19 protein-coding genes are annotated in these 25,384 nt (G+C 72.3%); 6 read left to right on the top strand and 13 right to left on the bottom strand.

The features are described from left to right. Positions 1 to 258 precede the first annotated feature (258 nt). Together lepB and ACIBEC_RS27450 are read right to left on the bottom strand one after the other, a co-directional pair. A complete protein-coding gene (gene lepB, locus ACIBEC_RS27455; protein WP_360500256.1) occupies positions 259 to 1,242 on the bottom strand; it encodes a signal peptidase I in 984 nt (327 codons plus the stop codon). A 63-nt stretch (positions 1,243 to 1,305) separates the two neighbouring features. Further along, entirely contained in the window at positions 1,306 to 1,902 is a 597-nt protein-coding gene (locus ACIBEC_RS27450) for an XRE family transcriptional regulator (RefSeq protein WP_360500253.1), read from the bottom strand. A gap of 79 nt (positions 1,903 to 1,981) precedes the next feature. Here ACIBEC_RS27450 and ACIBEC_RS27445 point away from each other — a divergent pair, with 79 nt between their 5' ends. Continuing rightward, entirely contained in the window at positions 1,982 to 2,332 is a 351-nt protein-coding gene (locus ACIBEC_RS27445) for a hypothetical protein (protein WP_360500251.1), read from the top strand. 43 nt (positions 2,333 to 2,375) lie between these two features. Here ACIBEC_RS27445 and ACIBEC_RS27440 read toward each other — a convergent pair whose 3' ends face one another. Next, complete coding sequence (locus ACIBEC_RS27440) at positions 2,376 to 3,902, bottom strand: hypothetical protein (protein ID WP_360500248.1); 1,527 nt, start codon at positions 3,900 to 3,902, stop codon at positions 2,376 to 2,378. 312 nt (positions 3,903 to 4,214) lie between these two features. On the opposite strand from ACIBEC_RS27440, the gene ACIBEC_RS27435 reads away from it, so the two are divergent. Next, complete coding sequence (locus tag ACIBEC_RS27435; RefSeq protein WP_360500246.1) at positions 4,215 to 5,549, top strand: FAD-dependent oxidoreductase; 1,335 nt, start codon at positions 4,215 to 4,217, stop codon at positions 5,547 to 5,549. Between the two features lie 36 nt (positions 5,550 to 5,585). On the opposite strand, the gene ACIBEC_RS27430 is transcribed toward ACIBEC_RS27435, so the two are convergent. Further along, positions 5,586 to 6,506: an alpha-L-glutamate ligase gene (locus ACIBEC_RS27430; RefSeq protein WP_360500244.1), complete on the bottom strand. Its 921-nt coding sequence runs from the start codon at positions 6,504 to 6,506 to the stop codon at positions 5,586 to 5,588. A 999-nt stretch (positions 6,507 to 7,505) separates the two neighbouring features. On the opposite strand from ACIBEC_RS27430, the gene ACIBEC_RS27425 reads away from it, so the two are divergent. Then, positions 7,506 to 7,685, top strand: a complete 180-nt coding sequence (locus ACIBEC_RS27425) for a hypothetical protein (RefSeq protein WP_396289079.1) — start codon at positions 7,506 to 7,508, stop codon at positions 7,683 to 7,685. Between the two features lie 552 nt (positions 7,686 to 8,237). Here ACIBEC_RS27425 and ACIBEC_RS27420 read toward each other — a convergent pair. The 7 genes from ACIBEC_RS27420 to ACIBEC_RS27390 form a co-directional block, all read right to left on the bottom strand. Continuing rightward, entirely contained in the window at positions 8,238 to 9,581 is a 1,344-nt protein-coding gene (locus ACIBEC_RS27420) for a GH1 family beta-glucosidase (RefSeq protein ID WP_360500239.1), read from the bottom strand. Positions 9,582 to 9,789: 208 nt separating this feature from the next. Then, positions 9,790 to 12,231, bottom strand: coding sequence for a SpoIIE family protein phosphatase (locus ACIBEC_RS27415; protein ID WP_396289077.1), 2,442 nt, complete (start codon positions 12,229 to 12,231; stop codon positions 9,790 to 9,792). A 46-nt stretch (positions 12,232 to 12,277) separates the two neighbouring features. Further along, on the bottom strand, positions 12,278 to 16,861 hold the full coding sequence (locus ACIBEC_RS27410) for a HAMP domain-containing protein (protein WP_360500234.1): 4,584 nt from the start codon (positions 16,859 to 16,861) through the stop codon (positions 12,278 to 12,280). A 349-nt stretch (positions 16,862 to 17,210) separates the two neighbouring features. After that, entirely contained in the window at positions 17,211 to 18,707 is a 1,497-nt protein-coding gene (locus tag ACIBEC_RS27405; RefSeq protein ID WP_360500231.1) for a phosphatase PAP2 family protein, read from the bottom strand. A gap of 566 nt (positions 18,708 to 19,273) precedes the next feature. Next, positions 19,274 to 20,167, bottom strand: coding sequence for a SigB/SigF/SigG family RNA polymerase sigma factor (locus tag ACIBEC_RS27400; protein ID WP_360500228.1), 894 nt, complete (start codon positions 20,165 to 20,167; stop codon positions 19,274 to 19,276). Positions 20,168 to 20,293: 126 nt separating this feature from the next. Next, positions 20,294 to 20,734 carry an ATP-binding protein gene (locus ACIBEC_RS27395; protein ID WP_360500225.1) on the bottom strand — a complete coding sequence of 147 codons (441 nt, stop codon included), beginning with the start codon at positions 20,732 to 20,734 and terminating at the stop codon, positions 20,294 to 20,296. Between the two features lie 117 nt (positions 20,735 to 20,851). Next, on the bottom strand, positions 20,852 to 21,226 hold the full coding sequence (locus ACIBEC_RS27390) for an STAS domain-containing protein (RefSeq protein WP_360500223.1): 375 nt from the start codon (positions 21,224 to 21,226) through the stop codon (positions 20,852 to 20,854). 242 nt (positions 21,227 to 21,468) lie between these two features. Between ACIBEC_RS27390 and ACIBEC_RS27385 the strand changes: the two genes are divergently transcribed. Together ACIBEC_RS27385 and ACIBEC_RS27380 are read left to right on the top strand one after the other, a co-directional pair. Then, entirely contained in the window at positions 21,469 to 22,338 is an 870-nt protein-coding gene (locus ACIBEC_RS27385) for an MEDS domain-containing protein (RefSeq protein ID WP_360500221.1), read from the top strand. Further along, on the top strand, positions 22,335 to 23,282 hold the full coding sequence (locus ACIBEC_RS27380) for a sensor histidine kinase (protein ID WP_360500219.1): 948 nt from the start codon (positions 22,335 to 22,337) through the stop codon (positions 23,280 to 23,282). Before ACIBEC_RS27385 ends, ACIBEC_RS27380 begins: the two co-directional genes overlap by 4 nt. Before the next feature lie 136 nt (positions 23,283 to 23,418). Here the strand turns inward: ACIBEC_RS27380 and ACIBEC_RS27375 are convergent, their stop codons facing one another. Beyond that, entirely contained in the window at positions 23,419 to 24,549 is a 1,131-nt protein-coding gene (locus tag ACIBEC_RS27375; protein ID WP_360500216.1) for an AI-2E family transporter, read from the bottom strand. A 244-nt stretch (positions 24,550 to 24,793) separates the two neighbouring features. Then, a complete protein-coding gene (locus ACIBEC_RS27370) occupies positions 24,794 to 24,964 on the bottom strand; it encodes a hydrophobic protein (protein WP_360500213.1) in 171 nt (56 codons plus the stop codon). 125 nt (positions 24,965 to 25,089) lie between these two features. Between ACIBEC_RS27370 and ACIBEC_RS27365 the strand changes: the two genes are divergently transcribed. Further along, a complete protein-coding gene (locus tag ACIBEC_RS27365) occupies positions 25,090 to 25,263 on the top strand; it encodes a CsbD family protein (protein WP_360500210.1) in 174 nt (57 codons plus the stop codon). Positions 25,264 to 25,384 lie beyond the last annotated feature (121 nt).

The following is a 25,384-nucleotide window of genomic DNA, read 5'->3' as shown; positions in this document are numbered from 1 at the left end:
TGTCCCCGGGTGTGCGGGCTCTCCGGCCCCCGGGGCCCCGCCCTCACCCCCCCCCCGGCCCCCGCCCCCCCCCCCCCGGCGGGCGGGGGCGGCGGCGGGGGGGGGGGCGCCCCCGCGGCCGGAGGTGCAGCACAGCACACCCCGGGACTCTACAGGCGTGTAGAGAACGGCGGGAGGGGTTCGTCGAAGCCGGTCGACCCAATCCCCAACGGGCCGAGCCGAATCGGGCCGAGCCGGTTCGGAGCAGGCCTGGGCGGATCAGGCTCGGCGGCCCGGGCGCACCGACCGCCGGCGCCGCCACAGCGCCACCGGCACGACCCCGGCCAGCGCGAGCGCCGCCGACGCGGGCGGCGCCTCGAACGGGGCGCCGGCCGCCCCGGCCGCCCCCGCCGGCACCTTGTCGAAGGTGCCCGGCACGGGCAGGGTGGACCAATTCGACAGCGGCCACGCCACCACGAAGGCCCGGCCGATCACGTTGCCCACCGGCACGAAGCCGTCGCCGGTCACGTTGTGGTGCCAGCGGGAGTCCCGTGAGTTGTTGCGGTGATCGCCCATCACCCAGAGCTTGCCCTTGGGCACGGTGATGGTGCCGACCGGGTCGTCGTCGCAGGGCGTCGAGCCGGGGAACAGGTACGGCTCGTCCAGCGCGAAGCCGTTCACCTTCACCGGGCCGCCGGCCTCGCACTGGATGGTGTCCCCGCCGACCCCGATCACCCGCTTGATCAGGTCCTTCTCGTCCGCCGAGGGCATCAGGCCGACGGTGCTCAGCGCCTTCCGGGCGGAGTCCATGACGGAGTCGCCGGAGGTCGTCGGCGTGCTTTCCAGCCAGCCGCCCGGATCGTGGAAGACCACCACCTCCCCGCGCTCCGGCTCCGCGCCGAACCACGGGGTGAGCTTGTCCACCAGCACCCGGTCACCGATCGCCAGGGTCTGCTCCATCGACCCGGACGGGATGGAGAAGGCCTGCACGAAGAAGGTCTTGATGCCGAGCGAGAGCAGCAGGGCGATCACCAGCAGGATCGGCAGCTCCTGCCAGAACGGGCGCTTCTTCCGCGGGCGCTTCGCTCCCTTGTCCGGATCCTCCCCTGCACCAGGCTCCGCGCCCGACCCCGCGCCCGACCCCGCACCGGGCCCCGCGCTCGCGCGCACGCCCCCGCCCCCGGCCGCCCGGCCGTCCTCGGCCTCGTCGCGCTCCCCGGCTCCGCCGCTCTCGCCGGACTCCGCGCTCTGCTGCACACTCATGTTCTCGGCCCCTCCCGACGGCCTGACGGGAGCCCCAACGGAGACCCCCTGTCAGGAACGAACCTACCGAACAGAGGTTCCCGGGCGCGCCCTGACGTGCATCCGCTCGCCCTGCGGGCCGAACAGGCTCAGGAACTCCACCGGCTGCGGGCCCGCGTTGCCGAACGCGTGCGGGGTGCGGGTGTCGAACTCGGCGGCCTCACCGGCCGTCAGCACCAGGTCGCGCGATCCGAGCACCAGCCGCAGTCGGCCGGACAGTACGTACAGCCACTCGTAGCCCTCATGGACCTTCAACTCCGGCTCCGGCTCGGTGTTCCGGCCCGGCGGCACGATGTGCTTGAACGCGTGCATCCCGCCCAGGTGGCGGGTGAGCGGGATGATCGTCTGGCCGTTCCTGGTCACCGGGCGCGGATGGATCCGCGGGTCGCCGGTGGCCGGTGCGCCGACCAGTTCGTCCAGTGGCACCCGGTACTCCCGGGCCAGCGGCAGCAGCAGCTCCAGGGTCGGCTTGCGCTGCCCGGACTCCAGCCGGGACAGGGTGCTGAGTGAGATGCCCGTCGCCGCGGCCAGTTTGGCGAGCGTGGTGCCCCGCTCCCGGCGCAGGGCCCGCAACCGGGGACCCACCGTGGTGAGGACGCTCTCGAAGTCTTCGTCGACCATGCCTGCCATTTGCCGGTACGGCAAGGTGGCTTGTCAATCCGGCACCCGGGTGAGCTCCGCCGCGAGCTAACCTCGCGTCATGCGCATCCTCCTCACCCGGGACAGCGTCGCCGCCGGCGACGACGTGGACGCCCCGCACACCGCGACGGACGCCCTCCCCGACGGCCTCGACGTCCCGGCGGCCCTCACCGCCCTCGGGCTCCCCCGGCCCCGGCTGCCGCTGATCGGCGGCGGCCGCGCCACCTGGGTGGTGCGCGGCGCCGACGGCACCGCGCTCGCCGTCCTCGCCCAGCAGTGGCCGCGGCCGCGCCCGCTGCCGGCCGGCCGGGGCCCGCTCGCCGGGCTGGCCGGACCGGACGGCACCGTCCGGCTGCACGTCGAGTACCGGCGCCAACTCGACCCGGACGCCGAGTACCAGCGGCTCCGCTGAGACCGAGGACCAGCGGCTCCGCTGAAGCCGACCGCGCCTGCGGCTACCGGTACTCGCGCAGCCGGGGCCGCACCCCGATCGCGGTCAGGCCCAGCGCCACCGCCAGCACACCCGCCGCGAGGGCCGCGGTGGTGCCGTCCAGGTCGCCGTCGGTCTCGGCGACCGCCCGGTCCATCGCGGCGGCGTTGATCGCGATGGTGTCCCCGATCGCGTTGCCCAGCTGCTCGAAGTCGTAGTTGGACTGCCCCTTCGAGAGGCCGGTGTTGAGCGTGACCGCCTCCTTGAGCTTCCCGGCGGTGCGCAGGTCGCGGATCCTGCGGTCGGTCGCCTGGTACTGCCGGAAGGCGTCCAGCACGCGCTCGGCGGCGTCCTGCTCCCCCGCGAAGGTGACGTTGCGCAGTTCGCTGCCGAGGTAGCCGCCGAAGGGGACCACCGCGCGGTCGGCGCGGTGGCGCTCGGCCGCGTCCGCCAGCCGGGCGTTGTAGTCCGCCAGGGTGGCGCCCTCGATCCGGGCGATCGCCTGGGTCTGCTCGAGGAAGACCTGCTCGTACGCGACGGCGCGGGTCGGGTCGATCAGGTAGCGGCTCTCGTCGGCGTTCATGTCGTACGCGACGGCGCGGGCCCGGCTGAGCGCGATCACCGAGTCGTAGGCGTTGCTCTTGGCGGTCACCAGGTGGTCCTCGGCCCGGCCCGCCAGGTTCAGCCCGATCACCAGCACCGCGCCGGTCAGCAGCGTGACGGCGGCCAGCGCCGGATTGACCACCCGGCGGTAGCGCACGGCGAGGGCGCGCTGGAGCCCGAGCAGCACGACGAGGGTGAGCAGGCCGACGGCGAGCAGCCACCACCAGCCGCTGCCCAGCGCGTCGCGCTGCTGCTGGTAGACGCGCTCGACGGCGGCGTCGTTGGCGACGGTGACCTGGTCGGCGGCGGGCAGCAGCTGCCCGCGCAGCAGGTCGGTGGCCTGCCGGTAGGTCTCCAGCGCGGCCGGCGAGGGCTGACCGGCCGGCGACCCGGCCTGCTCCTCCAGCAGCTGCGCCCGGGCCACCAGGGCCTCGTAGCTGCCGAGCCGGCCGAGCACCAGCTGGACGGCGCGCTGCCCGGCCTGGTCGTCGGTCGCCGCCTGGGCGGCCTTCTGGAGGTCGTCGTCGGCCTGGGCGCGGCGCTGCTCGTAGGTGTCCAGGGTCTGTGTGCGCAGCGTCGTGTACTCGGGGTCGGCGCCGACCAGCAGCAGGTTGGCGGCCTGGGCGTCCATGTCGCTCAGCGCGAAGTACAGGTCGGCGGCGCGGGTGGCCTGCGGGGCGGCCCGGTGGCCGATGGTGTCGGTCCCGTCGCGGGCCCCGGCGAGCACCACGGTGGCGGTCACCCCGAGGACGAGCAGGGCGGCCAGGCTCAGCACGGTGAGGCCGCGCACCAGGCGCGGGGTGGTCCAGTGGGCCCGGCTGCCGACGGTACGGGCGCCCCGGACGAGGCGGGCGAGGGCGCCCGGCGGGACGGGTTCCGCCGTCTCGGGCGGGCTTTCCTCCTTCGAGGTGGCCGCCGCCCCGTCCCTGTGCTCTGTGGAGGTCGTCATGACCACACATCCCTTTCCCCCGTGGCACGGCCCGCCGGTGCCCGGACATAACCGGCGAACCCGAACGCAGAACCGTTTCTCTCTGCCGCTTCTCGCTACTGATCTCTCTTCCGCCGCGCGACGCTAGTGCCACACCACCCCGGGCAGAGCGCTCCCTGACGCCTCCTTGACACCGCCGGGCACCGTTCTTGACGCTTCCTTAGCGCCCGCGACCCGGGGGGTGTCAGGGAGCGTCAACAGGCGCCCGCTACGAGGATGTTCGTCCAGGTGAAGCGGTTACGGAGGTCGGCACGCACCACTACGCTACGTGCCATGAGTTCTTCGGAGAGGGCCCCCGGGCGGGGCACGGCGGTGGTGATGGGCGGCGGGCTGGCCGGGCTGGCGGCAGCCTGGGCGCTGCGCGGCCAGGCCGAGCGGATCGTCGTGGTGGAGCGGGACCACTACCCGGCGGAGGCGGCGTTCCGGGCCGGGGTGCCGCAGGGCCGGCACGCGCACCTGGTGCTGGAGGCGGGGCACCGGGCGCTGGAGGAGATGATGCCCGGGATCAAGCAGGAGCTGATGGCCGCGGGCGCGATCCGGGTGACCACCTCGGAGGTCAAGTGGCTCAGCTCCGCCGGGTGGATGGCCGAGTACCCGGCGCGGATGGCCTTCCTCTCCTGCACCCGGCCGGTGCTGGACCAGCTCGTCCTGGACCGGGTCCGCACCGAGCCCTCGATCGAGCTCCTGGAGGGCACCGACGTGGTCGGCCTGCTCGGGTCGGCCGGGACGGTGACCGGGGTGAAGATCCGCGAACGGGGCCCGGAGCGCGGCGAAGTCCGGGACCTCCCGGCCGAGTTGGTGGTGGACGCAGCGGGCCGCTCGACCTCGGTGCCGAAGTGGCTGACCGAACTGGGCTGCCGCCCGGCGCCCGAGGAGCGGGTGGACGCGGGCGTCGCGTACACCTCCCGGCTCTTCCACCGCCCGGCCGGGGTCGACCTCGGCGGCCAGGCCGTCTACCTGCAGACCAAGGCCCCGGACGCGCCGCGGATGGGCGTCCTGCTGCCGGTCGAGGGCGACCGCTGGATCGTCAGCCTCGCCGGGATGCGCGGCGCCGAACCCGAACCCGGCGAGGAGGGGTTCACCCGGCACCTGGCCGGGCTGCGCGACCCGCTGCTCCGCGAAGCGCTGCGGGACGCCGAACCGGCGGGCGAGGTGCGCGGCTTCGTCCCCGGCCCGGGCGTGCGGCGGCACTACGACCGCAGCTGCCCGGACGGCCTGGTGGTGGTGGGCGACGCCGCGAGCACCTTCAACCCGGTGTACGGCCAGGGCGTCACCGTCGCCCTGTTCTGCGCCCAGGCGCTGCGCCGCACCGCGCTACGGCAGGGCGGCATCGGCCAGGCCGCGGCCCGGGACGCGCGGCGCGCCATCGCGGCGGTGTCCAAGAACCCGTGGGTGATGTCCTGTGCCGAGGACGCCCGCTTCGCCACCACCACGGGCGCGCCCTCCGGCGCCCTGCTGAAGCTCCAGCACCGCTTCCTGGACAAGGTGCTGGCCGGCGCCACCCGCGACCCGGTGGTCACCGCGGCCTTCCACGAGGTGATGTCCCTGGTGGAGCCGCCGTCGCTGCTGTTCCGCCCGTCGGTGCTGGGCGCCGTCCTGCGGAGCTGAACCGGCTCCGTGCCGGGCCGCTCCCGGCGGCGGGCGCTACTCGCCGAGGTGCGCGGCGACGTAGGGCAGCGCCACCTGCTCCAGGGCGCGCCGGCCGAAGGCGGGGTGGACGTTGACCTCGAAGACCACGCCGCCGCTCTCGGCGGCGAGGTCCACGCCCGCCAGGTCGAGACCCAGGGACGCGGTCGCGGTGATAGCCAACTCGGCCAGCTTGTCCGGGAGTTCACCGTCGTCCAGCAGGGTGGACACGGCGCCGCGGCACTCGTTGCACGGGGCGTCCGGGTCCGCCTGCACGTGCTCGACCGCGCGGACCACGCGGCCGTGCAGCACCACCACCCGGAACTGGTGGCGCCGGCCGTCCGGCAGGAAGTTGCGGGCGTCACGGGCGATCAGCCACTCCGCCCCCGTCTGCGCGTAGTACCGTGCGGCGGCGGCGAGTTGGGCATGGGTGGTGACATGGAAGACGTCGTCGCCGCCCATCCCGACGCAGGGCCGGGCCCAGACGTCGCCGCCGAGTTCCTCGAAGGCCTCGGCGGCGACCTCCGGGCTCGGCCGGGAGAACGCGACGCTGGGCATGTGCGGGACGCCGTCCCGGACGAAGCTCGCGACGGTGGAGTCCTTCTCGGTGGCAGCCCGCCACGCCTCGGCGTCGGTGCCGAGCGAGCGGGCACCGTGGCCGCGCAGCAGCCGCTGGCAGTCCTCGAACGCTCGGCGCCGGTGCGGCGGGATCTCGTACACGACCACCGCGTCGGCGGCCACCGCCCGACCGTCCGTCACCAGCCGGAACCCGTCCGCGCCGTCGGCCTCGATCCGACCGCCGCCACCGTCCATGAACGGCCGGGCGTCCACGTGCACGGGCTCCCGCCCGGTCAACGTCCGTGCGGCGGCGGCAAGCACCTCCCGACTGCCTTCGGTCGAGCTGTGATCGGTCAGGAGAACGAGATCAGGTCGGCCCATCCGGCCATGGAAGCGGCCACCGCCCGCCGGCCACAAGACAGCCTCCCAGGCCACCCGCCGAACGCCATGGCCGAAACCGGGTACTCGCGGAGGAGGGCTTCCGTGAACCGGCCGACCGGGTCCCGCGCTCAAACATTCGAAGACGGGCCGACCCTGACCGCTTGTCATGACTGAAACACCATCGGGCTGGGCATACCACCGATAGCCCACCGATGGGCCCGGCTGAAGCTCCCCCACGAAGCGCAACCGGGCCCTTGGCCGGCGACCGGGCCTGGACGTGACTCCCCCCACGGAGTGGCGGCCAGGCCCGCATGGTGTTCCACCAGCGACACGCAGCGTACATGTCATATCCACGTAACGCTACCGCGCGGCACTCGGTCCCGCGGGGCTCAGGCCGCCGGCGCGGCAGGAGGGGGCGCCGACGACTCCCCCCGGGATCGGTGACCACGAGGATGATGTGCCTCGCGTCGTCGCTGTGAACGGCGCCGGCCCGGTAGCCGGGCGGGAGGTACAGGGCCTCGCCGCTCAGGGTGGGGACTTCGGCGGCGGGGTCGCCCGGGGACCGGAGCGTCCAGCGGCTCGATCCGGCGGACTGGATCACCAGGACGTGGCCGCTGGGCAGGCGGGCACCGGTGGCGTGCTCGACCTTCCAGCCCAGCAGGGCGGTGAGGCCCGCGGCGACGTACCCGGCCAGTGCCGTGTCCGGCGGCCCGCCCGCACCCCGGGGGACGACGGGGTCGTTCTCGGGCCAGAGCAGCCCGAAGGTGCGGGCGAAGTGGGCGTCCAGGAAGAGCGCCAGCTCCTGGAGGTAAGGATCCGGCCCGGGGCGCCCGCTCAGGCGTTCCCAGTCCACGTGCTGCCTCCTCGAGGAGTCGCTCGGACCGGAGCCGTCCCACGAGCCCTTCCTCCGCAGCGCCCTCGCGGGCATCCGGCACATCAGCGCCACACCGGTGCCGGCCCAGAATCGACCGGTTCGACTACCGGACGCTGCTGATCGTGATGGCGGCGGTCACCGCGGCCTGCGCCGCCGTGCTGGTGCTGAGGCCGACCCTCGCGCTCACCGAGCGAACGTTTACGACCTCGGCGCCGACCGAACCGGCGGACCGGACCAAAGCGACGGAGCAGGCCGAACCGGCGGGCCGGGACGCCGCCAACTCCGGCCCGGCGGCGCAGCGCTGAGGCTCGCGGCCGACCCCGCCCCCGCGGGCGGAGCGACAACACCCCGGGCGGCGCCGAAATACTGACGGCATGTCATGACTGAACCACTGTTCGACCGGGCATGACACCCTCACCCACCGGCGGGCCCGGCTGAAGCTCCCCCACGAGCCCAACCGGGACCTGGCCGGCGGCCGGGCCTGGACGTGACTCCCCCCACGGAGCGGCGGCCAGGCCCGCATGGTGTTCAACCAGCGACACGCAGCGTACTTGTCATATCGACGTAACGCTACTGCGCCCTTTACGCCGGAGCCCCCGGCTTCCGCGCCTCGGTCAGGAACCGCGCCGAGTAGCCGACGAACGGCCCCCCGGAGGTTCCGACCACATGGCGACCACAGGCCTCACCCGCGGCATGGGCAGCTTCTTCAAGGAGTGCGAGCACCCGGAGTCGCGCTGGAGCAGGTGCCCGCATGAGGCGGGCTTCGGTCCGTCGAACAGGCTGTCATGACAGGAAGACCGTAACCACCAGTCACGAGCTTTCCCAACTCGCCGATATCGCAAAGAAGTTACCGAGCTCTACATGGCACTCCGCGCCCGGTGGGCGGCGATCAGGTCTCGGTACCAGGCGTACGAGGCCTTCGGCGTGCGCCGCTGCGTCGCGAAGTCGACGTGGACCAGACCGAACCTCTGACGGAACAGCCCCTCCGCCCATTCGAAGTTGTCGAGGAGGGACCAGGTGTAGTAGCCGCGGACGTCGACTCCTTCGGCGGCGGCCTGGGCGAGGGCGTCGAGGTGGGCGGACATGAAGTCGATGCGGGGCTGGTCGGGGACGGTCTCCTCGGTGACGGAGCAGCCGTTCTCGGTGATGGTGACGGGCGGGAGGGCCTTGCCGTAGGTATCGCGGAGGCCGAGGAGGAGTCGGGTGAGGGCGACGGGGACGACGGGCCAGCCGAAGGCGGTGTGGGGAGCGTCGGGAATGTCGACGAGGTTGAAGGGCAGCCCGGGTTCGGTGGGGGCGGCGACGCGGGTGGGGTTGTAGAAGTTGAGGCCGAGGCCGTCGAGACCGGGGGCGTGGACGAGGTCCAGGTCGCCGGGGCGGACGGCGCCGAAGATGTCCTCGGGCACGCCGAGGGCGGAGAGGTCAGGGTAGTGGCCGAGGAGGACGGGGTCGGTGAACAGGCGGTTGTGCAGGGCATCGTAGGCCTTGGCAGCGGCCGCGTCTTCGGCGGAGTCGGAGGCCGTCTCCACCGGGGTGAGGTTGTTGGAGAGCATCACCTCCAGGCCGCGATCGTGGAGCAGGGACGCGGCCAGGCCGTGGGCGAGGAGCTGGTGGTGAGCGGCCGGGAGCGCCTCGAACATCAGGGTGCGGCCGGGGGCGTGGGTGCCCAGCGCGTAGCCGAAGACCGTGTGGACAAAGGGCTCGTTGAGCGTGATCCAGGTGGGAACGCGGTCGCCCAGGCGGTCGGTGACGACGGCCGCATATTCGGCGAAGCGGTAGGCGGTGTCGCGGTTGAGCCAGCCGCCGGTGTCCTCGAGCGCCTGGGGCAGGTCCCAGTGGAAGAGGGTGGGCAGCGGGGTGATGCCGGCTGCCAGCAGGGCGTCGACCAGGCGGTCGTAGAAGGCGAGTCCGGCCTCATTGACCTTGCCGGCGCCGGTGGGCAGGACGCGGGACCAGGCGATGGAGAAGCGGTAGCCGTCCAGCCCGAGACCCCTCATCAGGGCGATGTCCTCGGGGTACCGGTGGTAGTGGTCGCAGGCCACCGCACCGGTGTGCCCGTCGCGGATGGCGCCGGGGCGGGCGGTGAAGGTGTCCCAGACGGACGGGCCGCGGCCGTCCTCGTCCACCGCCCCCTCGATCTGGTAGGCGGCGGTGGCGGCACCCCAGCGGAACCCCGCCGGCAGGTCGAAGCGATCCGGCATGGCAGCCTCCTGGCGGTAATGTGAGGATTCCTCATGTTACCGACGCCGCGCCGGAACACCAGAGGACCGTCGGCCGCGCCCAAAGACGCGCACACCCGGTCCCACCCTGGTCCACGACGACTCGGCTGCTCGATCGCCCGGTACACGGAGGTCGAGCGTGACCGGACTGCCTCGGTGTGGCGCGGCGGCTGGGCCACGGTGTGGCGGGTCAGCCGACCCGCACGCCGATGAGGCAGGTGTCGTCGTCGGTGTCCGCGTCGGTGTACCGCAGCAGGTGGTCGAGCCTGTGTTCCAGATCGTCCGGGCCGTCGGAAGCGCGGTTGCTCTGCGTAAGGCTTAGGAGGTTGGCGAGCGAGTCCTCCACGGAGCAGTCCCGCCGCTCGATGAGGCCGTCGGTGTACAGCAGGAGGGTGTCGCCGGACTCGAGCTGGACCTCGCCCTGCTGGTAGTCGGCCCGATCGAGGGCGCCCAGGAGGATGCCGGTGACCGTGGGCAGGGTGGTCGCTGTTTCGTCGCGCAGGAGGACCGGTGGGAGGTGACCGGCGCGGGCCCAGCGCAGACGCCGGGTGGCGGGGTTGTAGAGCGCGCAGACGGCGGTGGCGGTGACGTTGTCGGTCAGGTGGTGGGTGACGGAGTTGAGCCAGGCGAGGAGTTGGGCAGGGCCGGCGCCGGTGGCGGCGAGTCCGCGCAGGGCGTTGCGCAGGGCGACCATGCCGGTGGCGGCTTCGATGCCGTGGCCGGCGATGTCGCCGACGCACAGCAGGACCTGGCCGCTGGGCAGCGCGGCCGCGTCGTACCAGTCGCCGCCGACCAGGTGGTCCGTCTCCGCGGGCCGGTAGCGGACCGCGACGCGCAGGCCTAGGAGGTCCACGGGGCCGCGGCTGGGCGGCATGATGGCGTGCTGCAGTTGCAGGGCAAGGCGGCTGCGTTCGGCGGCCTCCTGCTCGGTCTGGGCGAGCTGGTCGCGGGTCGCGGCCAGGGCGACCTCGGTCCAGTGTTGGGAGGAGACGTCCTGGAACGCGCCGCGCACGGCGACGAGCTGGGAATTCTCGTCCAGGACAGGCTCGGCGACCACCCTGATGTGCCGAGCGAAGGTGTCGGCCCGTTGCAGCCGGAAGGAGGTGGAGGCGGGTCGGCGGTGGTGCAGCAGGGTCCGCAGGAACCGCCCGATGGAGTGCCCGTCGTCGGGGTGGGCTCGGGCCGCGAGCTGCTCGAGCGGGACAGGCTGCGCGGTGGCCGGCAGGCCGTACAGGTCGAAGAGCGTGTCGTTCCAGACGATCTCGCGGGTGACCAGATTCTCCTCGAAGCCGCCGATCCGGCCGAGGCGCTGGGCGTGCTGCAGCAGGCTGGCGACCTTGGGGAGCCCGTCGTCCAGTGTCCAGACGACCAGGACGTGAGCGCCGTGTCGGCTGATGCTCACGCGGGCGGCGGTGGAGAGGGATACGCCCTCGACGGTCGCCGCGAGGGTCATGCGGTCTGCCCGGAACGGCTCTCCGGTCGCCAGGACGTGCTCGATCTTTTCGAACAGGCCGCCGCGTTCGGCGGCCAGGGGGTAGGCGTCGAGCAGGCGAGCGCCGGCGATGCGGTTGCGCGGGCGCCCTGCGAAGTCGACGAAGCCAGGGTTGACGTGCCGGATCAGGAAGTCGGTGGCGTTGTCGGCGGCATCTGTGACCGGTCGCAGGACCAAGCAGGGGTCCTGTAGGCCGTCGGTGAGCTCCAGCAACTCGTCGAGGTGGGAGTCTCGCCCGGCCGGGTTGGCCCTTGCGGGCTCGGGTTCGGTCTCCAGCGCGGTCGCGCAGAGTTCCGCGAGGACTTCGAACTGCCGCTGGAGGGACTGTGGCTGCTCCGGCAGGGGGTCGGGCCAGCAGAGTTCCAGGACGCCGGTGATCCGGCCGCCGGTGCCGGCGGGCACGGCGATGCGGCCGCCGGTGAACTCGTGTTGTCCGATCGACGGAAGAGCGGCCGCGGACAGGCTGTCGTAGGCGGTGGCGGCCCGATGGTCCAGGGCCTGACGGGCAGGTGTGGGGACCCCGGGTGGCACGTGGCGCCAGCGCAGCGGTTCCTGCTCGGTGAAGCCCGCGCTGGCCGCGAGGGTCAGGGACTGGTCGGCGTTGGCCGCCCAGATCGCCACTGCCCTGGCCCCCAGCGGTTGGACCGCGTGTTGGAGGATCGACTGCGCCACCGCTTGGGCGTCGCCGGTTGCGCCGGCTTCGGCGCTGCGCAGGCGTAGTCCCAGCGATGGCGAGGGCGGCTCGGCGGCGTCGGCGACGAATTCGCGGGCGACGTCGGTGATCCGGTCACGTGAGGCCTGGTTGACCAGGTCGGCAGCCAGCTCGAGGCTCGACGACCCGACCTGGGCAGCCAGCATGTCCAGCTGGCCGGCCGCCTCCAGCGGGCTGCACCGAAGCCGTTCGACCAGGATGCCCTTGGCCAGGTCGATGAGGGCGCGGCCGTGGGCCTCGTCGTTCGCCTGCTGGAGTTCACGCCGCAAGCGCTCCACGGTGTGGGCGAGGCGGCCGACAGCTCGGTGGTCCGAGTCGCCCGTCTGTGGCCCGGGCCCGTCGCCGGCTGTGCCCAGAGGTGCTGGGGCAGGCAGGCCGGCGGCGTCTGCTCGGGGGACGGGGATCCCTTGCTGGTGGGTGTTGTGCACGGCGCTGGCTCCTCGCAGGACGGGTCTGGTGGGGGCGAAGCGCTGTCTAGGTGGTCAGCTGCCGCTTGATGCGGGTGATCAGGTCCCAGGAGTCGACCGGCTTGGTGACGTAGTCGCTGGCTCCGGAGGCGATGCTCTTCTCCCGGTCGCCGATCATCGCCTTGGCGGTGACGGCGATGATCGGAAGATCTGCGTGCGTGGGCATGGATCGGATGGCGGCGGTGGCGGTGTAGCCGTCCATTTCGGGCATCATCACGTCCATCAGGATGACGTCGATCTCGCCGTGCTCGGTGAGGGTCTCGATGGCCGCGCGGCCGTTCTCGGCCTGCAGGACCCGCATGCCGTGCAGTTCCAGGATCCCGGTGATGGCGTAGAGGTTGCGGTCGTCGTCATCGACGACCAGGACGGTGCGCCCGGTCAGCGAGTCGTCGATCTCCTGCTGGGCGGCCGCAGCCGGTTCCTCGGTACGGACCAGGGGGAGCACGTCGCCGGGCTGGTCGGCACTCAGGTGCAGCGCGATGCGCTCGCGCAGTTCGTCGAGGCTGGAGATCAGCTCGAGCGGCTGGGAGGCGGCGCGCTCCTGGAGGAGCTGCTCCTGCGCGGTCATCAGCCGGCGGTTGTTGTGGGCGAGGACCGGCACGCCGTGCAGCGCGGCGTCGTGGGCCATCTGTTCGAGGAATCCCATCGCGGCGCCGTCGGGGAGGTCCAGTTCGAGGACCACGCAGTGGCACGGGGCGGTGGCCAGTGCGGCCGCTGCCTCCTGGGCGCCCAGTGCGGAGACGATCTCCACCGGTCCGCGCGGGTCACCGAGATCCTGGTGGCCGGCGAGGTCGGCGACCGCGCTCTCCGCCACCAGTGACAGGAGGCCGCGCGAGCGCGCCTCCACCACCAGCAGCCGCTTGGCCTGGACCGGCTCCGGGGCAGGCGTGGGGGTCGAATCGGTGTCCCCAGCGGTGGGGTCCTGCGAGGGGCCTGCGGCCTCCAGGGCGGCGCGGGCGCTCTGGACGCTCAGTTCGGCGTAGTCGGGGCGAGCGACGGGGAGGTAGAGCGAGAAGGTGCTGCCCTGCCCGGGGGTGCTCTCGGCGAGGATGGCGCCGCCGAGCAGGAAGGCGATCTCGCGGCTGATGGACAGGCCCAGGCCGGTGCCGCCGTACTTGCGGCTGGTGGTGCCGTCGGCCTGCTGGAAGGCGCCGAAGACGCTCTCCAGGTGCTGCGGTGCGATGCCGATGCCGGTGTCCACCACGTGGAAGACGATGACCGGGCCGCCGCGCCGGGCAACCTCCGGCGCCAGCGACTCCTCCACCACCTCGATCCGCAGCTCGACGCCGCCCTTCTCGGTGAACTTGACCGCGTTGGAGAGCAGGTTGCGCAGCACCTGGCGCAGCCGGTAGTCGTCGGTGAGCAGCTCCGCCGGCACGTTGGGCGCGGTCTGCACGCTGAAGGCCAGGCTCTTCTGGCTGGTCATCGGGCGGAAGGTCGCCTCGGCGTAGTCGAGGAGCTTGCGCAGGGGGATCCGTTCCGGGGTGACGTCCATCTTGCCGGCCTCGACCTTGGAGAGGTCGAGGATGTCGTTGATGAGCTGGAGCAGGTCGGAGCCGGCGGAGTGGATGATGCCGGCGTACTCGACCTGCTTGGCCGTCAGGTTGCGGGTGGGGTTCTGGGCGAGGAGCTGGGCGAGGATGAGCAGGCTGTTGAGGGGGGTGCGCAGTTCGTGGCTCATGTTGGCCAGGAACTCGGACTTGTACTTGGAGGCGAGGGAGAGTTGGTGGGCGCGGTCCTCCAGTTCCTGGCGGGCCTGCTCGATCTCCAGGTTCTTGGTCTCGATGTCGCGGTTCTGGGCGGCAAGCAGGGCTGCCTTGTCCTCCAGTTCGGCGTTGGAGGCCTGGAGTTCTTCCTGGCGTGACTGCAGTTCCTGGGAGCGGGTCTGGAGTTCGGCGGTCAGGCGCTGGGATTCGCCGAGGAGTTCGTCGGTGCGGGCGTTGGCGACGATGGTGTTGACGTTGACGCCGATGGTCTCCATCAGCTGGTCGAGGAAGTCGCGGTGCACCTGGGTGAAGCTGTGCACGGTGGCCAGTTCCATGACGCCGAGGACCTGTTCCTCGACGACGATGGGCAGCACGATGACGGAGAGGGGCTCGGCGCGGCCCAGGCCCGAGGAGACGCTGACGTACCCCGCCGGCAGGTCGTCGACGGCGATCGTGCGCCTGCTGCGCGCGGCCTGGCCGACCAGTGATTCGCCGAGGGCGAAGCGGGTGGGTGTGGTGCCGGGCGGGAAGGCGTAGGAGCCGATCAGGTTGAGGGAGACAGCGTCATTGCTCTCCTCGGCGAGGTAGAAGGCACCGTATTGAGCGGACACCAGCGGGGTGAGCTCGTCCATGATGAGCTCCGCGACGACGGGCAGGTCGCGCCGGCCCTGCATCAGTCCGGAGATCCGGGCGAGGTTGGACTTCAGCCAGTCCTGTTCCTCGTTGGCCTGGGTGGTCTCCCGGAGGGACTCGACCATGAAGTTGATGTTGTCCTTGAGGTCGGCGACCTCGCCGGAGGCGTCCACGGTGATGGAGCGGGTCAGGTCGCCGGCGGCCACGGCGCTGGTGACCTCGGCGATGGCACGGACCTGGCGGGTGAGGTTGCCGGCCAGCTCGTTGACGTTCTCGGTCAGGCGCTTCCAGGTGCCGGAGACTCCCTCGACCTCGGCCTGGCCGCCGAGCCGGCCCTCGCTGCCGACCTCGCGGGCAACGCGGGTGACCTCGGCGGCGAAGGCGGAGAGCTGGTCGACCATGGTGTTGATGGTGGTCTTGAGTTCGAGGATCTCGCCGCGCGCGTCCACGTCGATCTTGCGGGTGAGGTCGCCGCGGGCGACGGCGGTGGTGACCTGGGCGATGTTGCGGACCTGGCTGGTGAGGTTGTGGGCCATGAAGTTGACGTTGTCGGTGAGGTCCTTCCAGGTCCCCGCGACGTTCGGTACCCGGGCCTGGCCGCCGAGGGTGCCCTCGGTGCCGACCTCGCGGGCGACCCGGGTCACCTCGTCCGCGAACGCGGAGAGGGTGTCGACCATGGTGTTGATCACCCCGGCGAGCGCCGCGACCTCGCCCTTGGCTTCGACGTTGATCTTCTGGGAGAGGTCGCCCTTGGCCACGGCGGTCGCGACCTGGGCGATCGAGCGGACCTGGCCGGTCAGGTTGGAGGCCATCACGTTGACGTTGTCGGTGAGGTCCTTCCACGTACCGGAGACGCCCCGGACGGTGGCTTGCCCGCCGAGGTTGCCCTCGGTGCCGACCTCGCGGGCGACCCGGGTCACCTCGTCGGCGAAGGCGGAGAGCTGGTCGACCATCGTGTTGATGGTCTCCTTCAGTTCCAGGATCTCGCCGCGCGCGTCGACCCGGATCTTCTGCGAGAGGTCGCCCTTGGCGACGGCGGTGGTGACCTGGGCGATCGAGCGGACCTGCGCGGTGAGATTGTCGGCCATCACGTTGACCGACTCGGTGAGGTCGCGCCACGTGCCGGAGACGTCGCGTACGTCGGCTTGGCCGCCGAGCCGTCCCTCGGTGCCGACCTCGCGGGCCACCCGGGTCACCTCGCCGGCGAAGGACGAGAGCTGGTCGACCATCGTGTTGATGGTCTCCTTCAGTTCCAGGATCTCGCCGCGCGCGGTGACGTTGATCTTCTGCGAGAGGTCGCCCTTGGCGACGGCGGTGGCGACCTGGGCGATCGAGCGGACCTGCGCGGTCAGGTTGCCGGCCATGAAGTTGACCGAGTCGGTCAGGTCGCGCCAGGTGCCGGAGACGCCCTTGACGTCGGCCTGGCCGCCGAGGATGCCCTCGGTGCCGACCTCGCGGGCCATGCGGGTGACTTCGTCGGCGAAGGCGGAGAGCTGGTCGACCATCGTGTTGACGGTGTTCTTCAGCTCCAGGATCTCGCCGCGGGCGTCGACGGTGATCTTCTGGGAGAGGTCGCCCTGGGCGACCGCGGTCGTGACCTGGGCGATGTTGCGCACCTGGTCGGTGAGGTTGCCGGCCATGAAGTTGACCGAGTCGGTCAAATCACGCCAGGTCCCGCCGACGCCTGGGACCTGTGCCTGGCCGCCCAGGCGTCCCTCGCTGCCGACCTCGCGTGCCACGCGGGTGACCTCGTCGGCGAAGGAGGACAGCTGGTCGACCATCGTGTTGACAGTGTTCTTCAGCTCCAGGATCTCACCCCGGGCCGCGACGTCGATCTTCTGGGACAGGTCGCCCTGGGCGACAGCGGTGGCGACCTGGGCGATGTCGCGGACCTGACTGGTGAGGTTGCCGGCCATCGCGTTGACGGAGTCGGTCAGATCCTTCCAGGTCCCCGACACGCCGGGGACCTCGGCCTGGCCGCCCAGCTGGCCCTCGGTGCCGACCTCGCGTGCCACCCGGGTCACTTCGGAGGTGAACAGCGAGAGCTGGTCGACCATGCCGTTGAAGACGGTGGCGATCTCGCCGAGCAGCCCGTCGGCGTCGCCCGGCAGCCGGGTGCCGAAGTCGCCGTCGCGGACCGCCGTCAGGCCCGCGAGCAGCTGGCGCAGCTCCGGCTCGCCGACCTGTGCAGACCCGGGAACCTGCGGCTTCCGCCCGTGCGGAACGTTGCCGTTCTTCGTCGTGCCAGCCATCGACGGTCGCCTCCGTAGAACAGAACGCTCGGCCCTATCGGCACGCTCCCGCCCTTGGCGGATCCGGTCCGGCGGTTGCCTCGCGGGTCCTGCGCGGTACGGGAAACGGGCCGCCGTGAGGCTACCCCAGCCGCTCGTCAGCGCGCGAACATCGGGCATCGGGTCGACTGTCGAGGCACGAGTAGCCGGCTGGCGGACCTCTCCGCGCAGGTCAAGAACCGCACTGCGGTCGGGAAACGAGCGCAGACGTCGCGGCCGGTCGGCGTCACGGACCGGCGCCGGTCAGCCGCGGTGCGGACAGCGCCTGGCGCCCCGAAGCGGGGCGCCAGTGGGGCTGGTCGTGACAGGGTCACGCGTTGGCGGGGCGCTCGGGGCGGTAGACCGTGAGAGCGGCCCGGGCCTTCTTGAGGCGCACCCGGTTGGGGGCGGGGAGGGCTTCGCCGTCGACGGCGAAGCGGCGGACGTCGCGGAGGTCGGTGAGATCCAGGGCGGTGAGGCGGGCCTCACGGTAGACGGGCGAGGTGGCGAGGGTTCCGGTGAGGAAGGCCAGCACGAGGCGGGTGCGGGCGAAGGGGTGGCTTCCGTCGATGGCACGGACGTCGAGCAGGCCGCCGTCCAGGTCGCTGCGGTGGGTGGGAGCGAAGCCGGGCGGGTCGTAGCTGCCGTTGCCGGCGAAGAACATCCACAGGCTCCGCGGCACTCCGGAGACGCTGAGTTGAACCGGTTCAGCGGTGGCGAGCACGCGGACCAGCGCGACGGCAAGGGCGGGCCACTTGCCGAGGCGCTTCTCCAGGCTCTCGCGGACGCGGACGAGTTCGGGGTAGATCCCGATGCTGAAGGTGTTGAGAAACATCTGGCTTTCTCCCTCACCGGGGACCACGCCGACGTCCACGGCGGCGGCGCTGCCGGTCTGGACCGCCTCGGCGGTGGAACGCAGCGTGGGGGTGCCCAGGTCGGTGGCGAAGTGGTTGAAGGTGCCCCCCGGGAACACCGCCAGGGGCAGCGCTTCCCGGACGGCGACCTTCGCGGCCAGGTTGACCGTGCCGTCGCCGCCGCAGACGCCGAGCGCGCCCTGGGCTTTGACGGCGCGCGCCGCGGCCTGGTCCAAGAGCGCGGCCAGGTCTCCCCTTTCTTCGCACACCTGGATATCCGCCTGCGGAAGTTCCTTGCGCAGTTCCTCCACCGTGCGCTCGGGATCCCTGCTGCCACCGACAGCACCGGAGCCCGACGCGCTGTTGACGACGACGAAGAGCCCGGCGCCGTCGGCCAGTGCGGGCGCCTGGATCCGGGGCGCCGCGGTGCGGGCGGGGCGGTCGCTGCGGCGGGGCCACCAGCGCAGGGTGAGGGCCGCCGCGCCCGCGCCGAGGGCTGCTCCGGCCAGCACGTCGCCTGGGTAGTGGACCCCGACGTAGATCCGGGAGGCCATCACACCAAGGGCCACCGGCGCGGCGGCGGCGCCCAGCACCGGCGACTCGATGGCCAGGGCCGTGGCGAACGCCGCGGCCGAGGCGGAGTGGCCGGAGGGGAAGGAACTGGTGAGGGGCTGTTTGAGGAGGCGCCGCAACACGGGCACCGGGTCGAGGGCGGGGCGGGGGCGACGAGTGAGGCCCTTGGCGGCGATGTTCGCGACGGCGGACGCGATCAGGAGTGAACCGGCGCCGCGCAGGGCCGCGCGGCGGGCGGTGCGGTGGCCGCTCGCCCCCAGTACCGCGGCGGTGCCCATCCAGATCTTGCCGTGGTCGGCGGCTCGGGTGAGGCGGGAGAGCCATGGGTCGGCGCCGCGCAGGCGGCGGGATGCAACCTGGACGAAGAGCCGGGCGTCAAGGTCGTTCAGGGCTTTCCTCACGGGGCGAGGTCCTTCTCGTCTCGTCCGCTGACAGGCGGACGGTGTGCGGGTACCGACGAGAGCCGCCTGCCCCGACCGGGCTCGGGGAAACGAAGGAGCAGTTCGTACGCTCGGCGAAGCCGTGGGCCGCACCGCAGACGGCGGGCTTCCCGGCAGGGTCCGCCGCAGGGCTTGCCGAGCGGGATTGTGGAGGCAGCGGCGGGTAGGCGACTGTCACCGACGGCGACGAAGGGCAGGGGTCATGGGCGAGATGTCGATGCGGGCGACGGGCTGGGCCCGTTCCTGTCCGATCAGCGGCGGCATACGGGCGGCCCGATCGTGGGTCCGCGAGCACCTGGACTCCCTGGGATGGACAACCCCACACCCTTGTCATCCTCGACGAACACCCCTTACGGGGCCGGGTGCCCGTCTGCAGGGACCGGTCAGCGAACTCGTGCTGCACCTGCGCAACCGCCGCATGCTCGCCAATCTCGCCCGGCATACCACCGGCGCGAAGGCTCCTGACTGAACGCACGCCTTCGCCCGGGCACCGTGGCCCACGGCTCCCGGGCGAAGGCTCGGCCGGCTCAGCGGTCGTCGTGCAGCAATCCGCCGCGCAGCGTGGCCAGGGCGCGGGTCAGCAGCCTTGAGACGTGCATCTGCGAGATGCCGAGCCGCTGCCCGATCTCAGCCTGGGTCAGTTCCTCGCCGAAACGCAGCGAGAGGATCGTGCGGTCGCGCTCCGGCAGGGCGGCGATGAGCGGCTTGAGGGCGTGGATGTCCTCGAAGCGGGTGAGCCGCACGTCGTCGAAGCCGAGCCTGCGTGTGAGTGCACTGTCGGGCGAGTCGGTCTCGAGCTGCATGTCCAGCGAGCCCGCCGTGTAGCCGTTGCTCGCGGTGAGCCCCTCGATGACCTCCTCCTCGCTCACCTGAAGGCGGGCGGAGAGCTCGGCGACGGTCGGGGACCGGTCCAGGTCCTGCTCCAGCTCGTCGGAGGCCTTGGCCAAGGTCAGGCGCAGCTCCTGCAGACGGCGGGGGACGTGGACGGCCCAAGTGCTGTCGCGGAAGTGGCGCTTGATCTCGCCGATGATGGTGGGCAGCGCGTAGGTGGTGAACTCCAGGCCGCGGTCGGGCTCGAAGCGGTCGATGGCCTTGATCAGGCCGATGACCCCGACCTGGACGATGTCGTCCATCGACTCCGAGCGGGAGCTGAAGCGCCGCGCCGCGTACTTGACGAGCGAGATGTTCAGCTCGATCAGAGTGGCCCGGACGTAGGAGTAGTCGGCGGTGCCCTCCTCGAGCTGCTTCAGCCGCGCCAGCATGGTGCGGGACAGCTCACGCGCGTCGGCGGGGGCGACCGCGGCGGGGTCCTCGATGCGCGGCAGCTCCACCGGCTCCCCGACGGGCGGCTTGGCGGTTCCTGACGTGGGGGTGTCGTGTACGGGCTGCTGGCTGGTCAGCAGAGCGCGGGGCGCCGTCATGACGTTCCTTCCGTCCGGTGTCGTCGTTCGTACGCCTCTACCCCTATCACTGGCGGTGATGCGCCTCGAACTCTGAGGCGACCAGCTTTTCGGCTTATGTCCTAGGCCGCCTGGCGGACGGCGGTCTCAAGGAGCGGCGGGGTGGGGGGTGTCGATCTCCAGCCACACCGACTTGCCCACCGCACAGGGGTCGGCTCCCCAGCGGTCGGCGAGCTTGGCGACGATGTGCAGGCCGTGGCCGCCGGGCAGGCCCAGGGCGCGCGGATCCCGGGGATGTGGGAGGTTCGGGCTGGCGTCCGTGACTTCGATCCGCAGTCGGGCGGGGACGGCGTGCAGTACCAGTTCCTCGACGCCGCCGGCGTGCAGGACGGCGTTGGCCAGGAGTTCACTGACGAGCAGCAGGACGTCGTCGCGGTCCTGGGCGTGCCAGTCGTCGAGGGCCCGGCGGGCGAACTCCCGCCCCCGGGAGACCTGTCCGGGGACGCCGCGCAGCCTCAGGCGTCTGACCTGCCCGGCGGGTGGCGGGCCCGCCGGTTCCGCCCCGGGGCGGCCCTCGTCGCTAGCCATCTACCATCCCTCACAGATCGGTCAAACAGGACGAAACGGATCGGAACTTCACTGGGCGCGTGCCCTGAGAACGCCGGGAAACACCTCGGCTTCGCTCCCCGGCGCCGACCGATGGCCTCAGGGGCCCTCGAGAGCGTCGGCGGCGTCGGCGTACAGGTGGAAGACCTCGGATGCGCCGGTGATCTCCAGAAGCCGCGTCACCTGGGCGGGGACGGCGGCGAGGCGCAGCGTCCGGCCCGCCTCCTGGAGCGTCAGCCGGGTCTGCAGCAGCAGGTTCAGTCCGGAGGAGTCGCAGAACCCGACCGACTCCAGGTCGATGACCACAACGCCGGCGGGACTCGCCAGGGCTTCCGCCAGTACGGCGCGCGCGGCGTCCGCATGGTCCAGGTCCAGGTCGCCTTCCAGGCGGGTCACCACTGACCCCTGCCTCGCTACCACCGGCGCGGCGGGCGCAGGCCGGTCGGCCGTGCGGTCGTCTCCCTCGGTGTTCATTCTGTCCGTGCCTTCCTCCGCGATCTTGTGGGGCGGCTGCCCCGGAGCGCGACAATACGGTGAAGACCGCGCCGGGCGGTAGCGCGGGCCCGCGCCGCATCCGTTGCGGCATCATGCCGTCCTTCTCCCTGCCCTGCCAGGGCCGGTCCCGGTGCCCGCAATTGGGGGCGGACGGGTGCTCTTGTAGGCTCGGCGTCGCGGGCAGCGGGGGTGGCCGGGCGGAGTGAGCCGAGGAGGAACCGGTGGGCCGGACGACGGACGGCGGGCCGCCTGTGCGCCACGGTGAGCACCTGTGCCGCACCTACGCCGACGAGAGCCAATGGGCCCGGCAGGTGGGTGATCTTCTCCGCGAGGGGATCGCCCTCGGCCAGCAGGTGCTGTACTACGCCCACTCCCGCACCCCGCTGGAGGTGACCGCCCGGGTACGCGCCGACGGGCGCGACCTGGGGGCGGCGGTGGAGCGGGAACAGGTGAGGGTGCACAGCGCCGCCGACTCGTACCTACGGCGCCTGCCCTTGGATCCGGACCTGATGATCGCCGGCCTGCGGGACAGCTGCCGCCTGGCTCTGGCCCAGGGGTGGAGCGGCCTGCGCGTCATCGGAGAGATGGACTGGGCCGCCCAGCAGGCGCCGGGCGCGGACCGCCTCCTCGAATACGAACTGCGCCTGGACACCGAGGTCTTCGCGGATCTGCCCGTCACCGGGATCTGCCTCTACACCACTCAGGCGGCCACCCGCTCCCCCGCCGCGCTCGCCGCCGCCACCCACCACGACCTCAAGAACGCCGGCCTGCCGGGGAACGACACCAAGCTCACGGCCCGGCCGCTGCGGCCGGGCGGCCGGATGCGCCTTCTGGGAAGCGCCGACTGGGACAGCAGAACAGAGCTCGCCGCGGTCCTCGCAGCCGTCTGCCGCCTGCCGCTGCCCGTGGTGCACGTGGACCTCAGCGGCGTCGACTTCATCGACACCGCCGCAACCGCCGCGCTGGCCCGGGCCACCGCGGTGCTGGCCGGGCAGGACCGCCGCCTGGTCCTGCACCACGCACCCCCCTCACTGCGCACGGTGGCGCAGATGTTCCCCGATGAGTGCAGGGACCTGGAGATGACGGCATGACCGACCCCACGCGCCCCCTCGTCTCCACGGGCTCCTTCGTCCACCCGGCGCTGTTCTACCGCACCACTCAGGAGTACGTGGCCACCGTCGGCTCCTTCGCTCGCGCCGCCCTGGCCGCCGGCGAGCCCTGCCTCATCGCCGTCCCCGCCGGCCGGCTGGAGGCCCTTCGCCCGGCACTGGACGACGCCGCGGACGGCGTCGAGTTGGTCGACATGACGGTCCTGGGCCGCAACCCCGGGCGGATCCTCTCCGCACTGCAAGGCTTCGCCGACCGCCACCCGGGCCGGCCCGCACGCATCGTCGGCGAGCCGATCTGGGCCGGTCGCAGCCACGCCGAAATCCTCGAAGCCACCCGCCACGAAGCACTCATCAACACCGCGTTCGCCCGCCGCGGTGCCACCATCCTGTGCCCCTACGACGTCACCGCGCTGCCGAAGAGCGTCGTCGCGGACGCCCGCCGCACCCACCCCACCATCTGGGACGACGGCGAGGACCTCGCCAGTCCGCTCTACACCGACCCCGCCCTGGTCTGCGCCGACTGCGACCAGCCGCTGCCCGAACCCGCCGGCGCCACGGCGCTGGCCTACGGCACCGGGCAGTTGGCGCAGGTCCGCCACCACGCCGAAACCTGGGCCCAAAGCACCGCCCTGACACCTGCGCGCCAGGGCGACCTCGTGCTCGCCGTCAGCGAAGCCACCGCCAACTCCCTGGCCCACGGCGGCGGCAGCGGCACCCTGCGCCTGTGGACCGGGCAGAACGCAGCGGTGATCGCGGAGATCCGCGACGGCGGGCACCTGAGCGACCCGCTCGCCGGGCGCCGCCGCCCCCGCCTCGCCTCCACCGACGGGGGCCGCGGTCTGTGGATGATCCACCAGCTCTGCGACCTCGTCGAAATCCGCGCCACCGGAGGCGGCCTGACCCTGCGACTTCACATGACCCCCTGACCCTGCGGCCGAGGCACCCCGCAGCTGCGGGCGCACCCGCGCCACGGACTCCGCGCCGGACCAGGCTCGCCAGGGGACGGACCGTCTCGCCCAAGCGGGCTGTCCGGGTAGGCGGCGCCGGCCCGGCTGCGCCCTCTCAGGCGTTGTCGGTGCGGGGGAAGACGTAAGCGTCGAGGACCAACCCGAGCGCGACGGCGGCCGGCACCGCGACCAGCGCTCCCACCAGGCCCAGGAGCGCACCCCCCAGAAGCACCGCGACCACGGTGACGACCGGGTGCACGTCCACCACGAACTTCATGGCCCGCGGCATGATCAGGTAGTCCTCGAGGAGCCGGAAGGCGATGTAGAAGCCGGCGGTGGCGAGAGCCACCGGCAGGGACACCGACAACGCGACCAGGCTGACGACCACGCCGCCGACGGTCGAGCCGACCATGGGGACCAGATCCATCAACGCGACGAACACCCCCAGCGCCCCCGCGTACGGCACGCCGGTGGCCGCGCACCAGGCGAAGGTCGCCAGGCCGGCGACGGCGGAGGTCAGCACGTTGCCCAGCATGTAGCGGCCCGTCCGGGCCAGGATCTCCTCAGTGATCTCCTCCACTTCCTGGCGCCGGCTGCGCGGCACGAAGCGGTAGCAGAACGCCTTGATCACCGGCAGGGCCGCCATCACGTACAGGGCGACGCTCACGACGATCACGGTCGACGTCACCGTACTGAGGAGGAGCCGGCCCGCGCCGAGCACGCCGCCGAACGCACCGGCGCCCGAACCGCCGTGGCCCAGCTGCTCCTTGGCCCGCTCGATCAGGTGGTAGTGGTCCTCGATCCGGCCGAGCGTCGACTGGTGGTCGTGCAGCTGCTGGAGCCAGCCCGGGACAGCGCCGACCAGGGCGCTCACCTCGGTGTCGACCGGCGGGATGACCACTGCGAGCAGGGCGGTCAGCAGCACGGCCAGCCCCACCACCACGAGCGCCACCGACCAGGCGCGGCGCAGACCGTGGCGTTCCAGCCAGGCGACCACGGGCTCCACGCTGACCGCGATGAACACGGCGAGGAGCAGCAGGGTGAGCAGCGAGGTGAGCTGGAGTACCGCGTCCGTCAGGTGCCAGGCCAGCAGCGCGCCGACGCTGAGTGCGAAGCCTGCGCGAAACCACGAGGAAACCTGGGGCGCGGCGCGGCCGGGGCTCTGGATCCGGGTGCGTGGTCCGCCGGCCCGGCGGACCGGGGTCAGGTCGCGGCCGGGGCTTCCGGCGGGCGTTTCGGAATCCATCGTTTCTCCTCCAGCCCCCGTACGGGGGCAGCCACGGGGGTTCCTCGGGTCGCCCTTTGCCGTCTGCCTTCTTGGTGTGGACGGCAGTGCCCGCCGGGGAGGAGCCTCGCGCCGCGGGGAGAGGGCCTGCCGGTGACAGGAGCGGAGATGACGAGGGGGCACGCACCGTGGTGCGTGCCCCCTTTGCTGTCCCGGCCCTGCCGGGTGCGCGCCGGAGCGCCGGAGCGCCGGAGCGCCGGAGCGCCTACCAGCGGTACCAGCGGCCGCGGCTGCCGGAGGCACCGGTGCCGCGGGCTATGAATCCGAGCAGCCACACCACCAGGACCACGACCGCCACCCACCACAGGGCCTTCAGTGCGAAGCCGGCACCGAACAGGATCAGGGCCAGCAGCAGAACAAGAAGAAGGGGAACCATCTCGACCTCCCTAGTCAGTGTCGGCAATCCGCTTGCCCGCACCTGCGGCACATATGCCGGTGAATCTTCCGGCCGATCGGGGGCAGACGGGATGTCAGCACAGCTTCGACGAACCGGAGGCCGACATGAGTGCCAGTGACAAGATCGAGAACGCCGCCGACAAGGCCAAGGGCGCGGTCAAGGAAGGCGCCGGCAAGGCGACCGGCAACAAGCGCCTGGAGGCCGAGGGCAAGGCCGACAAGGCCAAGGCCGACGTCAAGCAGGCGGGCGAGCACGTCAAGGACGCCTTCAAGGACTGACGCGGCTTCCTGACCCTGTGGCGGGGGGGGGGGGGGCGGCCCCGGGGGGGGGGGCGCCGCCCCCCCCACCACCCGCCCCCCCCCCCCCCCCCCCCCCCGCCCCCCGGCCCCCGCCCCGCCG

Origin of the sequence: Kitasatospora sp. NPDC051164, from assembly GCF_044455625.1 — a bacterium.
In the GTDB taxonomy this organism is placed as follows: Bacteria; Actinomycetota; Actinomycetes; order Streptomycetales; family Streptomycetaceae; genus Kitasatospora.
This window is presented reverse-complemented; position numbering and strand designations above follow the sequence as displayed.

Bases quoted from the DNA above. Each gene is read 5' to 3' on its own strand.
- lepB (WP_360500256.1), bottom strand. From the start codon at position 1,242: ATGAGTGTGCAGCAGAGCGCGGAGTCCGGCGAGAGCGGCGGAGCCGGG.
- ACIBEC_RS27450 (WP_360500253.1), bottom strand. From the start codon at position 1,902: ATGGTCGACGAAGACTTCGAGAGCGTCCTCACCACGGTGGGTCCCCGG.
- ACIBEC_RS27445 (WP_360500251.1), top strand. From the start codon at position 1,982: ATGCGCATCCTCCTCACCCGGGACAGCGTCGCCGCCGGCGACGACGTG.
- ACIBEC_RS27440 (WP_360500248.1), bottom strand. From the start codon at position 3,902: ATGACGACCTCCACAGAGCACAGGGACGGGGCGGCGGCCACCTCGAAG.
- ACIBEC_RS27435 (WP_360500246.1), top strand. From the start codon at position 4,215: ATGAGTTCTTCGGAGAGGGCCCCCGGGCGGGGCACGGCGGTGGTGATG.
- ACIBEC_RS27430 (WP_360500244.1), bottom strand. From the start codon at position 6,506: ATGGGCCGACCTGATCTCGTTCTCCTGACCGATCACAGCTCGACCGAA.
- ACIBEC_RS27425 (WP_396289079.1), top strand. From the start codon at position 7,506: ATGGCGGCGGTCACCGCGGCCTGCGCCGCCGTGCTGGTGCTGAGGCCG.
- ACIBEC_RS27420 (WP_360500239.1), bottom strand. From the start codon at position 9,581: ATGCCGGATCGCTTCGACCTGCCGGCGGGGTTCCGCTGGGGTGCCGCC.
- ACIBEC_RS27410 (WP_360500234.1), bottom strand. From the start codon at position 16,861: ATGGCTGGCACGACGAAGAACGGCAACGTTCCGCACGGGCGGAAGCCG.
- ACIBEC_RS27400 (WP_360500228.1), bottom strand. From the start codon at position 20,167: ATGACGGCGCCCCGCGCTCTGCTGACCAGCCAGCAGCCCGTACACGAC.
- ACIBEC_RS27395 (WP_360500225.1), bottom strand. From the start codon at position 20,734: ATGGCTAGCGACGAGGGCCGCCCCGGGGCGGAACCGGCGGGCCCGCCA.
- ACIBEC_RS27390 (WP_360500223.1), bottom strand. From the start codon at position 21,226: ATGAACACCGAGGGAGACGACCGCACGGCCGACCGGCCTGCGCCCGCC.
- ACIBEC_RS27380 (WP_360500219.1), top strand. From the start codon at position 22,335: ATGACCGACCCCACGCGCCCCCTCGTCTCCACGGGCTCCTTCGTCCAC.
- ACIBEC_RS27375 (WP_360500216.1), bottom strand. From the start codon at position 24,549: ATGGATTCCGAAACGCCCGCCGGAAGCCCCGGCCGCGACCTGACCCCG.
- ACIBEC_RS27370 (WP_360500213.1), bottom strand. From the start codon at position 24,964: ATGGTTCCCCTTCTTCTTGTTCTGCTGCTGGCCCTGATCCTGTTCGGT.
- ACIBEC_RS27365 (WP_360500210.1), top strand. From the start codon at position 25,090: ATGAGTGCCAGTGACAAGATCGAGAACGCCGCCGACAAGGCCAAGGGC.